Here is a 12890-nt window from a genome sequence, read left to right as displayed (position 1 = left end):
AATTGCCCCATGCGCATCTATCTCGTCGGCGGCGCGGTCCGCGACAAACGCCTGGGCAGGCCGGTCATCGACCACGATCACGTGGTCGTGGGTGCACGGCCCGAGGATCTGCAGGCACAGGGTTATCGCCCGGTAGGCAAGGATTTCCCGGTCTTCCTGCATCCGCAGACGGGCGAGGAGTACGCGCTCGCACGCACCGAGCGCAAGACCGGCCATGGCTACCACGGCTTCGCCTTCCACGCTGATCCGTCGGTGACGCTGGAAGAGGATCTCGCACGTCGCGACCTGACCATCAACGCGATGGCCGAAGGCGAGGATGGCACCCTCGTCGATCCCTTCAACGGCCTGCGCGATCTCGAGCAGCGACTGTTGCGGCATGTATCACCCGCCTTCGTCGAGGACCCCGTGCGCCTGCTGCGCGTGGCGCGGTTCGCGGCGCGCTTCGCGCCACTGGGCTTCACCGTGGCCCCGGAGACCATGGCGCTGATGCAGGAGATGGTGCGCGCTGGCGAGGTCGACCATCTCGTGCCCGAGCGCGTCTGGCAGGAAACGCGCAAGGCCCTGGGCGAGGCCCAACCTTCCGCTTTCCTGCGCGTGCTGCGTGAGTCGGGCGCGCTCGCGGTGCTGTTCCCTGAAGTGGATGCGCTCTACTGTGTGCCGCAGCGCGCGGAGTTCCATCCGGAAATCGACACCGGCGTGCACGTGGAAATGGTGCTCGACATGGCCGCACGCATCGCCCCCGGCAACGACGTGGTGGGCTTCTGCGCACTCACCCACGACCTCGGCAAGGCGCTCACGCCGGACGACGTGCTGCCGCGCCACATCGGGCACGAACATGTCGGCGTACGGCCGCTGCAGCGCCTGACCGCGCGCCTCAAGGTACCCACGGAGCACGCCACCCTGGCCGAACACGTGTGCCGCGAACATCTCAACGCCCACCGTGCCTTCGAACTGAAGCCCGCCACGGTGCTGAAGCTGCTGGCATCCCTGGACGCCTTGCGGCGCCCCGAACGTCTCGACCTGTTCCTGGCGGCCTGCGAAGCCGACAAGCGGGGCCGTCTCGGTCATCAGGACGACGCCTATCCCCAGGCCGATTACCTGCGGCAAGCCCGCGACGCGGCGGCGGCGGTCCGTTCCGAGGCTTTCGTGGCACAGGGCCTCGCGGGGCCCGCCATCGGTGAGGCCATGACCGCCGCGCGGGTGGCAGCCATCGGAACGGTGCGGCAGTCGGCTTCCTGAACAGGCCCGTCGTAGAAAGACGGCAGGAAGATCGACCCGGCTAGAATCGCGGGCTTGGCGCCCGGACGGCCTGCTCCAGAAGGCCCGGCCGTGTATAAAGACGGGTCGCCACTCGTCGCCCTGATGAACCGGGCGCCTGTCGTTCCAACTCCCCCGGAGTCATCCGTGTCCACTGCGTATCACCCGACCTCGCCGCTGCGCCAGCGGTTTCGTCCCCTTTGGTGGCTGGCCATCAGCTACGCGCTGATCGGCGCCGCCACGCGCATCGCATTGCTGTTCATGTCGGGCGGCGGCGTGCCGCACAACCCGCTCTACTGGGCGTATGCGTTCGGCGTGGGCCTGTCGTACGACCTGATCGCCTTCATCTACATCGCCTGGCCGCTGGTGCTCTATCTGTGGCTGGTGCCGCAGCGCATCTATGTGTCGCGCCTGGGCCAGGGGCTGCTGTACGGCGGTGGCGCGGTGATGCTGTTCGGCCTGCTGTTCGTCGGCGCTTCCGAGATGGTGTTCTGGGCCGAGTTCGGCACGCGCTTCAACTTCATCGCCGTGGACTACCTGGTCTACACCACCGAGGTGATCGGCAACATCCGCGAGTCGTACCCGCTGGGCACCTGGATCAGCCTGCTGGCGCTGGCGACGCTGCTGATCGTGTGGTTCAGCCGCCGCGGCCTGAAGGCCGAAGATGGCGGCACGCGCTTCGCGCAGCGCGCCAAGGTGGCACTCGTGTGGCTGCTGATCACGGTGGTGACCGCAGTCGCCATCAAGGGCACCTTCAAGGACCGCACCGACAACGCCTATGTGAACGAACTCTCCGGCAACGGCGTATACGAGTTCTTCGCCGCCTTCCGCAGCAGCCACCTGGACTATGCGCGCTTCTACCGCACCCTGCCGGAAGACGACGCGTTCCGCCGCGTGCGCGACCTCATCAAGACGCCCGAAGCCACCTACGTCAGCGATGACCCGCGCGACCTCACCCGCGAGATCCGTCACGCAGGTCCGGAGAAACACCTCAACGTGGTGCTGATCAGCGTGGAAAGCTTTTCGGCCGACTTCCTCAAGGAGTTCGGCGACAAGCGCGACCTCACGCCCAACCTCGATGCGCTGATCAGCAAGAGCATGTTCTTCGACAACCTCTACGCCAATGGCACGCGCACCGTGCGTGGCCTGGAGGCCCTGTCGCTTTCCGTACCGCCGACGCCGGGCGACTCGATCGTGAAGGCGCACAACAACGAGAACCTGTTCTCCGCCGCCAATGTGTTCAATGACCGCGGCTACCAGTCCGACTTTGTCTACGGTGGCTACGGCTACTTCGACAACATGAACTACTTCTTCTCGCACAACGGCTATCACGCGGTCGACCGCAACGATATCGCCAAGGGCGAGACGATCCATCACGAGAACGTGTGGGGCGTGGCCGACGAGGATCTGTACACCTTGTCGCTGAAGCAGATGGACGAGGCCTACGCGCAGAAGAAGCCGTTCTTCCTGCACATCATGACCACCACCAACCACCGCCCCTTCACCGTGCCCGCCAACCGCGTGTCGCAGAAGAACGGCACGCGCGAGGCAGCGGTGGCGTACACCGACTGGTCCATCGCCGACTTCATCAAGCGCGCTCAAAGCAAACCGTACTTCGACGACACGATCTTCGTGATCACCGCCGACCATTGCGCCTCCAGCGCCGGCCGTACCAGCGTGCCGATCAACCGCTACCACATCCCGCTGTGGATCTATGCGCCCAAGCACATCCAGCCGCAGCGCGTGACGCGGCAGATGGCCCAGGTCGACATCATCCCGACGGTGATGGGCCTGCTGAACTTCAGCTACCGCAGCCGCTTCTTCGGCGCCGACATCTTCCAGCTGGAACCGGGCCGCGAACGCGCCTTCCCGGCCACCTACGAGAAGCTCGGCTACCTGCGCAACGACGTACTGACCATCCTGGAACCCCAGCGCAAGCTCGAGCAGGTTCGACCGAACTTCGAGAACGGCGATGCCGTGCCGAACACGCCGATCGACGAACACCAGGTGGATGACGCCACGGCGTACTACCAGGTGGCCTCGTTCCTGTTCAAGCATGGGTTGATGGTGAAGCGCCCGGATGACAGCAAGCCCGTGACCCAGCAAGAAGCATCACAACCGGCTGCCACGGCATCCCCGTGATCTGGAACCCATGCATGCGCGAAACGCATGCATGGGAATCACGCTACCTGTGGTTCGAGCACCTCGCGTAGCGTCATCGGGGCGAAGCGATGCCTTTAGAGGCGGTCGCCCTGGTCCGCCTCCAACAGCTCCGCAGGCAACGGCAGCACTTCCATGTTGCGGGCGAACAACATGGCCTGGAAGCGTTCGCCCATCTGGTCGGGCAAGGTCAGCTTCTTTACTTCCTGGGCGAGCCGGTAACGCGCTGTTTCGTCGCCTGCCTCTTCATAAGCGCTTTCGAAGGCGTCCTGGAGACCGCTGCCGATCAGGAACTGGGCCTGTGACAGATAGCCCGCGACACCAAAGCCCGCACCGTTGCCCGCTTCCGCCAGCGCGGTGAAGTCCACCGACGCCGTGAGGTCGTTCAAGCCCGGCAGGTACAGCGGATCGCTGTGGGCACGATGGCGGTAATGCGCCATCAGGGTGCCATCGTTGCGCTCGGGTTGGTAGAACTCGCGACGCACGTAGCCGTAGTCGACGAACAACATCAGGCCTGCGTTAAGCGAGCCGGCAATCGCCTGGATCCAGTACGGCAGCTGCGGCAGGACCTCCGAGCGGTAGCCGTCCGGGAAAGTCGTTTCGAGATCGCGCTCCACATGGCGCACCGCACCCGACACCAGCATGTCGGCGGGTCGATCGACCCGCATCAGGCGTCCTTCGCCATCCAGCGCGACGTATTCCTCGTAGACCTCGCCGGCGCGCATCGCGAAACGCGTGGTCGGCAGCGCATCGATCACTTCATTGGCGAACAGCACGCCGCGCCAGTCCTGCTCGGGCGGGCGATCCAGCCAGGACACGCGGGCGAACACTTCGCCAGGCAGTTCTGCAGAAAGGCGCTCGCGCTGTCGCTCGCGCAGGTCAGCGCTGGGCTCGAGGATGAGGTACCGGCGCGGCAACGTACCCGCCTTGGCAAACGCCTTGAGCGCCGCTTCGGCGAACGCGCCACTGCCGCCGCCCAGCTCGAGGAAATCCGCTTCCTCGCCGAGCAGTTCGAACACCGGATAGGTCGCATTGACTACGCAGCGTGCGAACAGATCGCCCAGCTCAGGCGCCGTAATGAAGTCGCCGGCCTCGCCGAACTTGGTCTTGCCGGCGCTGTAGTAGCCGAGCCCTGGCGCATAGAGGCAGCGCTCCATGTACTGCGAGAACGGCATCGCGCCGTGTGCAGCGATCTCCTCGCGCAGCTGCGTCAGCAAGCGGTCGGAATGGGTGCGCTCGTCGGCGCTCGGTTCGGGGAGTCGGGAAGACATGCGCGGACGCCAGGCGGGAAACGCGCAAAGGATAACCCATGCCCCGCCGCAGCCCCGTGAGGGGGAGATGGGCTGCGGCGAAGCATCGGCCCAGCTGACTTAGAAGCTGAAGTCTTTCTGCAGGGTAAGGTAGATGCCGCGGCGCGGACCGAACTGCGGTGCGCCCACGCCCACACCGGTGCCGTCGCGCAGCTCGTAGGTACGGTCCAGTGCGTTGATCAGCGCCAGCTGCGTCTTCACCTTGCCCAGGCTGCCGACGTTAAAGTCGTGCGCCACGTTGAGGTTGAGCTGGAAGTAGTACGGCAACGAAGCACCGTTCGGCACGCCCGGGGCCTCCTTGCGCAGGCCGCTGCCGAAGATGTAATCGGCGCCGACGCGCGTGGTATCGGTGAACGAGTAGGTGACGCCACCGGACGAGGACAGCTTCTGGTCGTGGTCCAGATGGATCCAGTTGTCGGCGATATAAGCGAGCTCATCCGGCGAGAAGTTGTACTGGCCGGTCATCACCTGCTTGCCCATGGCCCGGCTGTAGGCGAGGTTGAAGTAGGCCGAGACGGGACCGTTATCGTAGTTGAGGGTGAACTCCGCGCCGCGGATGCGTCCCTGCGCGTAGTTGAAGTTGGAGTAGATCAGCGCCGCACCGAACTGGCCTTCGTCCTGCAGGCGACTGACCTTGCGGTAGTACGCATCCAGTCCCAGCGTGAGCGTGGAACCCACCTGCTGCTGCACGCCCAGGTCGAAGTAGTCGGAGCGCTCCGACAGCGGAAGATTGTTGCCGCCACTCGGCAGTTCGTTGGTTGTGCCGTTGAAGCGCGCGATGTTGCTGTCGTCGATCACTTCGGTGGCCGGCGGCGTGAAGTAGCGTGAATAACCCGCGTGGATGGTGGTGCTGTCGGTGGCCTGGTAGACCACACCCAGGCGCGGGCTCAGCTGGCTTTCCGTGCGGAACAGCTCGTAGCGGTCACCGCGCACGCCGTAGTTCACCGTCCACTTGTCGCCGATGCTCCACTCGTCCTGCAGGTAGGCCGACCACGTGCGCGCCAGCAAGTTGGTGGCGTCGTAGATGCCGATCGGCGTGGTGCTGGCCTGCGTGCCGTCCGGGTTGGCCGGGAACACCAGCGAGTTGTTGGTGGTGTTTCCGCGCTCGAATTCGCCGTAGATGCCGTAGCGCAGCGTGTGGCTGTCGCCCAGCGGCGTGGCGAAATCGGCCTGCAGCGTGCTGGCGCGGTTGGAGCGGTTGATGGTGGAGGCGACGCCGTTGAACATCAGGTCGCCGATCTCGTCCGGCAGGAAATTCACCGTGCTGTAGCGCTGGCCCAGCGACACTTGGTAATCCGTCTTGCCCCACTTGCCCTGCAGCGACAGCACGCCGAAGCGCGTCTGCTCCTTCTGCCGCTCGTTGAGATCGGCGGAATTGAAGTCGGTCTGGTTGAGATAACCGAACTGCGGCTCCTGGTTCGGATTGTTGGGAATCTCGAAGCGGTTGTTGGTTGCGCCGAACATGAAGCTCACGCGCATGTCGTCGCTGACCAGGTAGGAGATGTCGCCGAAACCCTTCACCTGGTTGGTGTGGTCATGGACAGGCGTGCGGCTGGACGTCGGGTTCTCGATGCCGACATCGTTTTCCAGGTAGTTCGCGGTGACGAACCAGCTCCAGCGATCACTGCTGCCCCACAGCGAGGCATTCGGGTTGAGCGTGCCGAACGAGCCGCCGGTGATGCCGACGCTGCCGCCATTGCCGAGGTCGTGGCCGCTCTTGGTGTCGATGTCCACCACGGCGGCGGTGCGCAGGCCGTACTGTGCCGGCAGCGCGCCGTCGAGCAGCTTCACGCTCTGGATGGTGCGCGCGTCCAGCGTCTGGCCGAAACCGGAGATCGATTCGGGGATGATCACGCCGTTGATGCGGTACTGCAGGTTCGCGTGGTCGCCACGGACGTGCAGGCCGCCGTAGGAATCCTGCACCACGCCCGGCGCCTGCAGAATCACCTGGTTCAGCGGGGTGGCGTCGCCCAGCGGGAGTTGCTGGATGGCCTTCTGGTCGATCACGTACTGGCTGCTGCCGGTGTCGGGCGAGAGCGAGTTGCGCGACTGGTCGAGCGCCGCGCTGACATCAATGGCACTGAGCTGCTTCACCTTGTTCTTGTTGCCGCCGGGCGCGGCGTTGCCGCTGTCGTTGGCGCCATCGCTGCTGGTGCCGGGGGCGAGGTTGCTGGTGTCCGGATTCGGCTGAATCTGGGCGAACGCGACCGGAACGGCACCCAGCGCAATGGCCAGGCTCAAGGCAAGCAAGGAACGTTTCATCAGGGGTCCAGGAGAAGGAGGCGGTGAAGTTCTTATTTTCGATACGTTATAACATATCCATACGACCCGGCGGGCGCGTGCCCCAGAAGTCATGGCCCGAGGACAAAGCGCCCCGCCCCGCAGACCGTTCAACCGGCAGGCTCAGCCGGACTTCACGGCAGCCCCCTAGACTGGCCTCGTACGGCGCCTGGCGCCCCTTGAGCCCGGAACCATGCCCAAGCCCTCTTCCCAGCTTCCCGCTGTGATTACCGACCACAGCCGGGTCACCCAGGCGATCCTGGACTTTGTCAGCCAGATCCCCGACAGCACCGTCGAGGGCAGCCGGAATCCGGAACAGGAGGCCCAGCGCCTGGCGACGCGGGCGGCCCAGCGGGCGGCCCTCACCGCCGGCTCGCTGGCCCTGCCCCCCGGGCCGCTGGGCTGGCTCACCGTGCTGCCGGAGCTGATCGCCATCTGGAAGATCCAGGCCCAGATGGTCAGCGACATCGCGGCCGCCTACGGCAAACACCCGGAGCTGGGGCGGGAGCAGATGCTGTGGTGCCTGTTCCGGCACACGGCGGCGCAGGCATTCCGCGACCTGGTGGTGCGCGTGGGCGACCGCCTGCTGTTCCGGCGAGTGACCTACAGCGTGGCCGAACGCATCGCCAAGACCGTGGGCATCAAGGTCACGCAGCGCGCCGTGGGCCAGGGCATATCACGCTGGCTGCCGATCGTGGGTGCCATGGGTGTGGGCGCCTATGCGTATTACGACACTGGGCAGGTGGCGCGCACCGCCATCGCGATGTTCAACGCCTCCATCGAAACGGACGACCCCGAGGGGACCGACCTCACCCCGCCGGCGGGATGACGTATCCGATGCTTTGGGGCAAGCTCGCGCCCCAGTCGCGTCACGCAGGAGCCCACGCATGAGTCCACGCCACGAGCGTCCCGTCGTCCTCATCACCGGGGCCGGCAAACGTGTCGGTGCGGTGATTGCACGCACGCTGCATGCGGCCGGTTATGACCTGGCTCTGCACTATCGCCATTCCGCTGCCGATACCGAACTGCTCGCCTCCTCACTCGAACGACAGCGCGCAGGCAGCACGCATACCGTGCAGGGCGAACTGGCCGACATCGGCGCACTGTCGGTCATGGTTCAACGCATCCTCGATCGATTCGGGCGCCTGGACGCGCTGGTCAACAATGCCTCGGCGTTCTATCCGACGCCGGTAGGCACGGCCACGCCGGCGCAATGGAACGAACTTTTCGCATCGAACGCGCAGGCGCCATTCTTTCTCTCCCAGGCTGCGACGCCTGCGTTGCGCGAGGCACATGGCGCGATCGTCAATCTGGTGGACATCTACGCCGAGCGCCCGCTCGCCAACCATCCGCTCTACTGCATGGCCAAGGCGGCGCTCGCTGCGATGACGCGTTCGCTGGCGCTGGACCTCGGCCCGGATGTGCGTGTGAACGGCGTGGCGCCGGGCGCCGTGATGTGGCCCAGCGACGGCAAACCCTACGACGACCAGCAGGCCATGCTGGCCCGCACGCCGCTGCAGCGCGCCGGCTCACCGGAAGACGTGGCGGGCGCCGTGCTGTGGCTGTTGCGTGATGCGCCGTTCGTGACGGGGCAGATCATTCGCGTGGATGGGGGACGGACGCTGTCCGTATAAAGCGGGGCTCGCCCTCCGCTTGTTGTAGGAGCCCACCCAGTGGGCGACCGCAGCGCCTCATGTCTGTCGCTTCGTCAGGCTGTCGCGCACAGGGTGCGCTCCCACAAAACCTATCGATCGACGAGGTGCAGCCGGTATGGCCGGCGGCAGAGCGATGCATGCATCGCTTCGTGGGCTATCGCGCACTGGGTGCGCTCCTACAGGAGAAACCTGCAAGGAGCGCACCGGTGATCGCATGGCTTACTTCTTCGGCTTGAACGCCTGCTCAAGCATGGCCTGGTCAAAACCATAGCCAACCTGGCCTTCTTCCGCGTAGCGGTAAAGCGCTGCGGCGTAGATGCCCTGCAGCGAGGCCTGGATCAGGCCGAGCAGCGTGATGCCGACCGCCACGATGACCACTGCGACGATGATCGCCACGATGGATTGGGAGACGACTGCTGCGCCGATGATGCCGGCGGCCACCAGGACAGCCAGGAACATCAGCAGGCCGAACACCACGCCGAGGCCGGCGTTGCCGATGATGTTCTCGCCCCAGGTGCGCTTGAGCAGATCCACGCTGTGCTTGATCGCATCGGTGGGTCCCACGTCCTGGCTCGCAAGCACAGGCACCACCAGGAAAGTGGCGACCGTCCAGGCCAGGCCGAGGAAGCCGACCACCAGTCGACCGATCAGGCCCAGGCGCTCCTGCAGTGCGCGCAGCACCAGGCCTACCGTCGCCGCGATCAGCGCATAGCCGAAGATGTTCACGATGCGCCCGCGCGCGATCGCGAAACCGGCCGCGAAACTGGTCGGCTCGCCGCGCAGACGCATCAGTGCCGCGCCGGCCAGCGCCGTGTTGAAGAAAATGATCACGAAGTACTGCACCAGATAGAACAGGAACAGCACGATGTAGCCGCCCATGGACAACGCGCGCCCATGCACTTCACCCGCGCCTCCCGCGCCGGCAAAGGCCAGGATCATGGGAATGAGGAAACTGGCGGCCACCAGCAGGCAGCAAAGGCCTGAAGCCAGCGGAAACATCAACAGCGACTTGTCCGAACGCAATACCGCCGCGCTGGCCTTCATCAACTCCCAGCTGCGGGAGAACTTGCCTGCCATAACAACCTCCTTGTGATGGATGCGCGATTTCTAGCATCCGGCCGGTACCTGCGACAGTGCCGGCACGTGCTTCCAAGCGTTGGACCTGTGGAAATCAGAGCGCCTCGACTACCAGCGGTTCGCTCTCGGCAGGAAACGCGGCCCACAGTTCGCCCATGGTTCGACCGCTGACGGGATGCACCAGCGCAGGCGCAATGTCGGCGACGGGCTTGAGCACGAAGGCGTGGCGCAGCTCCTTGCGCGGAAGGTCCAGGTGTCCCTCGCCCTGCAGGACGAGGTCGCCGTACAGCACGATGTCGACGTCCAGCGTGCGGTCGGAGAAGCGCGGCACGTCGCGGCGACGCCCATGGCGATCTTCCAGCGCGTGCAGCCACTCGTTCAACGCTTCGGGCGAAAGCTCGGTGTCGAGTCCCACGGCCAGGTTGACGAAATCCGCACCGTCGAAACCCACCGATTTGCTGCGATACGCGGGCGACACGGCCAGCACACCGAAGCGCTCGCGCAATTCCATCAGGGCTGCATTGAGGTAACGCTTGGGCTCGAGGTTGGAGCCCAGGCTCAGGTAGACGCGGGCCATCGTTATTGCGGACGCACGCCGCGCTCGATGCGCACGCCCACGGCTTTCGCGCCACGCACGGCACCCGGCTTGGAAAGCTTCAGGCGTACCCACGCCACGCCGAACTCCTCGCGGATGATCGAGGCGCAACGCTCGGCCAGCGTTTCCACCAGTCCGAAGCTCGACGCACCCACGTAATCGATGAGGCGCTTGGAGACGTCCTTGTAGTTGAGCGTGTGCGCGATGTCGTCGGAGGCAGCGGGCACGGTGTTGTCGAACGCCATCTCGATGTCGAACGACAACGTCTGGCGCACACGGCGCTCCCAGTCGTAGATGCCGATCACGGCATCGATGCGCAGGTCTTCGATGAAAACGATATCCATGGGCGATAGGTTAGCGTTCTCCCTGTAGGAGCGCACCCAGTGCGCGAAAACCGACGGAGCGGTGATGCCGCCACTCTGCGGTCGCGCACTGGGTGCGCTCCTACAAGGGACTGCGGGTCACATCGCCGGCGGCAGGCTTTCCAGGTCCCAGCGCGGGAACACCTGCACGGATTCGTCCTGATGCTGCCCGTGCGCGAGGCGGATTGCGCCAGCCAGCGCAATCATCGCGCCATTGTCGGTACAGAAGGCCAGGCGCGGGAAGTAGGCCTTGAAGCCATCCTTTTCACCGGCGGCGGCCAGCTCCGCGCGCAGGCGTCTGTTGGCACCCACGCCACCGGCAATCACCAGGCGCTTGGCTCCCGTGGCCTGCAGCGCACGCCGGCACTTGATGATCATGGTGTCGACGATCGCCTCTTCGAACGCGCGGGCGATGTCGGCACGGGTCTGTTCGCTCTGGTCGGACTGCTGCCAGGCCAGCAGCACCTGGGTCTTGAGCCCCGAGAAGCTGAAATCCAGACCGGGGCGATCGGTCATCGGGCGGGAGAAACGGAACGCGCCCGGGCGCCCCTGCTCGGCCAGCTTGGCCAGCGCCGGGCCACCGGGGTACGGCAGGCCCATCAGCTTGGCGGTCTTGTCGAAGGCCTCACCCGCCGCGTCGTCCAGCGTGTCGCCGAGGATGCGGTATTCGCCGATGCCCTTCACTTCCACCAGCATCGAATGGCCGCCGGACACCAGCAGGGCCACGAAGGGCGGCTCCGGCGGGTCTTCCTCCAGCAGCGGCGCCAGCAGGTGGCCTTCCATGTGATGCACGCCGATGGCCGGCACGCCCAGCGCCCAGGCCATGGCCCGGGCCGCCGAAGCGCCCACCAGCAGGGCGCCCACCAGGCCCGGTCCGGCCGTATAGGCCACGCCGCCGAGGTCCGCCGGGGTCAGGCCCGCCTGGGCCAGCGCCTCGCGCACCAGCGGCAGCAGCTTGCGCACGTGATCGCGGCTGGCCAGCTCCGGCACCACCCCGCCGTACTCGGCATGCAGCTTGATCTGGCTGTAGAGAGTGTGTGAAAGCAGCCCTTGTCCGGGCGCCTCCGGCTCCCACCGCAGCAGGGCTACGCCGGTCTCGTCACAGGAGGTTTCGATGCCCAGAACCGGCTTGACCGACTGGGACTTTGAAAATGTCGTCGTATCCACGTTATACTTCGCGGCTCACCGTATTCGTAACGGTCCGTCTAGGCGGGCCAGTCTAACATTGGAGTCTCCATGCCCAGCGTAAAAGTCCGCGAGAACGAGCCGTTCGAGCTTGCCCTCCGTCGCTTCAAGCGCACCTGCGAAAAGGCCGGCATCCTGGCCGAAACCCGCAAGCGCGAGTTCTACGAGAAGCCGACCCAGGAGCGTAAGCGCAAGCGCGCTGCCGCCGTGAAGCGTCACCTGCGCCGTCTCTCGCGCGACACCTCGCGTCGCACGCGCCTGTACTGAGCCTTGCGTCCGCGTCCCGCGGACGACCCCAGGGCTTCGGCGCTTATGGCGCCGTACCAGGTAGCTTGGCAGCTGGCGCGTCCATCCGCTGCCGCTGTCGATGTAGACCTACACTAGCCGACGTTGCCCCGAGCAGCGTCGGCTTTGTGTGTTTCCGAGGATAAAACATGACTCTCAAGCAGCAGCTCACCGAAGACATGAAGAACGCCATGCGTGGCGGCGACAAGGACCGGCTGGGCGTGATCCGTCTGATCCTGGCCGCGGTCAAGCAGCGCGAAGTGGACGAGCGCATCGAGCTGGACGACGTCCAGACGCTGTCCGTGCTGGAAAAGATGGTCAAGCAGCGCAAGGACTCGATCAGCCAGTACGAGGCCGCCAGCCGCCCGGACCTGGCCGATATCGAACGCGCCGAAATGGCTGTGATCGGGACCTACCTGCCGGCCAAGCTCAGCGACGAGGAAGTCGATGCGCTGATTACCGCCGCCATCGCCGAAACCGGTGCCTCCTCGCCGCGCGACATGGGCAAGGTGGTGGCCGCGGTGAAGGAAAAGGCCGCCGGCCGCGCCGACATGGGCGCCGTGTCCGGCCGCATCAAGACGCGTCTCGCAGGCTGAACACGCGCGCTTCACAAAGCTGTCTCGCCACCAAGGCGCGGCTGTCTCGCAGGTGAGCGGGCAACCCGCTCACCACGACTTTCGAAGGCTTTTGCTGCAAGCCTTTCACGCCCGGCTCCCTACAACCG

General features: G+C 65.5%; 12 protein-coding genes. 6 read left to right on the top strand and 6 right to left on the bottom strand.

Annotation, left to right across the window (positions count from 1 at the left end; translation table 11 throughout):
- Positions 1-9 precede the first annotated feature (9 nt).
- Positions 10-1239: a multifunctional CCA addition/repair protein gene (locus EPB08_RS01815; protein ID WP_130617349.1), complete on the top strand. Its 1230-nt coding sequence runs from the start codon at positions 10-12 to the stop codon at positions 1237-1239.
- Positions 1240-1404: 165 nt separating this feature from the next.
- Positions 1405-3399: an LTA synthase family protein gene (locus EPB08_RS01810; protein WP_229238176.1), complete on the top strand. Its 1995-nt coding sequence runs from the start codon at positions 1405-1407 to the stop codon at positions 3397-3399.
- 95 nt (positions 3400-3494) lie between these two features.
- Here the strand turns inward: EPB08_RS01810 and EPB08_RS01805 are convergent, their stop codons facing one another.
- The gene (locus tag EPB08_RS01805) at positions 3495-4757 is read right to left on the bottom strand and encodes a class I SAM-dependent methyltransferase (protein WP_425598237.1); all 1263 of its coding nucleotides are present in this window, start codon (positions 4755-4757) and stop codon (positions 3495-3497) included.
- Between the two features lie 30 nt (positions 4758-4787).
- On the bottom strand, positions 4788-6989 hold the full coding sequence (locus EPB08_RS01800) for a TonB-dependent receptor (protein WP_130617347.1): 2202 nt from the start codon (positions 6987-6989) through the stop codon (positions 4788-4790).
- A 211-nt stretch (positions 6990-7200) separates the two neighbouring features.
- On the opposite strand from EPB08_RS01800, the gene EPB08_RS01795 reads away from it, so the two are divergent.
- Entirely contained in the window at positions 7201-7836 is a 636-nt protein-coding gene (locus EPB08_RS01795; RefSeq protein ID WP_130617346.1) for a hypothetical protein, read from the top strand.
- A 58-nt stretch (positions 7837-7894) separates the two neighbouring features.
- Positions 7895-8641, top strand: a complete 747-nt coding sequence (locus tag EPB08_RS01790; protein ID WP_130617345.1) for a pteridine reductase — start codon at positions 7895-7897, stop codon at positions 8639-8641.
- 240 nt (positions 8642-8881) lie between these two features.
- Here the strand turns inward: EPB08_RS01790 and EPB08_RS01785 are convergent, their stop codons facing one another.
- The 4 genes from EPB08_RS01785 to tsaD form a co-directional block, all read right to left on the bottom strand.
- Entirely contained in the window at positions 8882-9739 is an 858-nt protein-coding gene (locus EPB08_RS01785; protein WP_130617344.1) for a DUF6159 family protein, read from the bottom strand.
- A gap of 94 nt (positions 9740-9833) precedes the next feature.
- Positions 9834-10316, bottom strand: a complete 483-nt coding sequence (gene folK / locus EPB08_RS01780) for a 2-amino-4-hydroxy-6-hydroxymethyldihydropteridine diphosphokinase (RefSeq protein ID WP_130617343.1) — start codon at positions 10314-10316, stop codon at positions 9834-9836.
- A 2-nt stretch (positions 10317-10318) separates the two neighbouring features.
- Positions 10319-10678: a dihydroneopterin aldolase gene (gene folB / locus EPB08_RS01775; RefSeq protein ID WP_130617342.1), complete on the bottom strand. Its 360-nt coding sequence runs from the start codon at positions 10676-10678 to the stop codon at positions 10319-10321.
- A 117-nt stretch (positions 10679-10795) separates the two neighbouring features.
- Complete coding sequence (tsaD, locus tag EPB08_RS01770) at positions 10796-11863, bottom strand: tRNA (adenosine(37)-N6)-threonylcarbamoyltransferase complex transferase subunit TsaD (RefSeq protein ID WP_130617341.1); 1068 nt, start codon at positions 11861-11863, stop codon at positions 10796-10798.
- Between the two features lie 69 nt (positions 11864-11932).
- Here tsaD and rpsU point away from each other — a divergent pair, with 69 nt between their 5' ends.
- Positions 11933-12148, top strand: a complete 216-nt coding sequence (gene rpsU / locus EPB08_RS01765; RefSeq protein ID WP_038621768.1) for a 30S ribosomal protein S21 — start codon at positions 11933-11935, stop codon at positions 12146-12148.
- A 167-nt stretch (positions 12149-12315) separates the two neighbouring features.
- Positions 12316-12762, top strand: coding sequence for a GatB/YqeY domain-containing protein (locus EPB08_RS01760; protein ID WP_130617340.1), 447 nt, complete (start codon positions 12316-12318; stop codon positions 12760-12762).
- Positions 12763-12890: the final 128 nt, after the last annotated feature.

The organism is Dyella amyloliquefaciens (assembly GCF_004296575.1).
GTDB lineage: Bacteria > Pseudomonadota > Gammaproteobacteria > Xanthomonadales > Rhodanobacteraceae > Dyella > Dyella amyloliquefaciens.
This window is presented reverse-complemented; position numbering and strand designations above follow the sequence as displayed.

Excerpts from the sequence above, each read along its gene's own strand:
- rpsU (WP_038621768.1), top strand. The coding sequence starts at position 11,933 with ATGCCCAGCGTAAAAGTCCGCGAGAACGAGCCGTTCGAGCTTGCCCTC.
- EPB08_RS01760 (WP_130617340.1), top strand. The coding sequence starts at position 12,316 with ATGACTCTCAAGCAGCAGCTCACCGAAGACATGAAGAACGCCATGCGT.
- EPB08_RS01790 (WP_130617345.1), top strand. The coding sequence starts at position 7,895 with ATGAGTCCACGCCACGAGCGTCCCGTCGTCCTCATCACCGGGGCCGGC.
- EPB08_RS01815 (WP_130617349.1), top strand. The coding sequence starts at position 10 with ATGCGCATCTATCTCGTCGGCGGCGCGGTCCGCGACAAACGCCTGGGC.
- folB (WP_130617342.1), bottom strand. The coding sequence starts at position 10,678 with ATGGATATCGTTTTCATCGAAGACCTGCGCATCGATGCCGTGATCGGC.
- EPB08_RS01800 (WP_130617347.1), bottom strand. The coding sequence starts at position 6,989 with ATGAAACGTTCCTTGCTTGCCTTGAGCCTGGCCATTGCGCTGGGTGCC.
- folK (WP_130617343.1), bottom strand. The coding sequence starts at position 10,316 with ATGGCCCGCGTCTACCTGAGCCTGGGCTCCAACCTCGAGCCCAAGCGT.
- EPB08_RS01795 (WP_130617346.1), top strand. The coding sequence starts at position 7,201 with ATGCCCAAGCCCTCTTCCCAGCTTCCCGCTGTGATTACCGACCACAGC.
- EPB08_RS01785 (WP_130617344.1), bottom strand. The coding sequence starts at position 9,739 with ATGGCAGGCAAGTTCTCCCGCAGCTGGGAGTTGATGAAGGCCAGCGCG.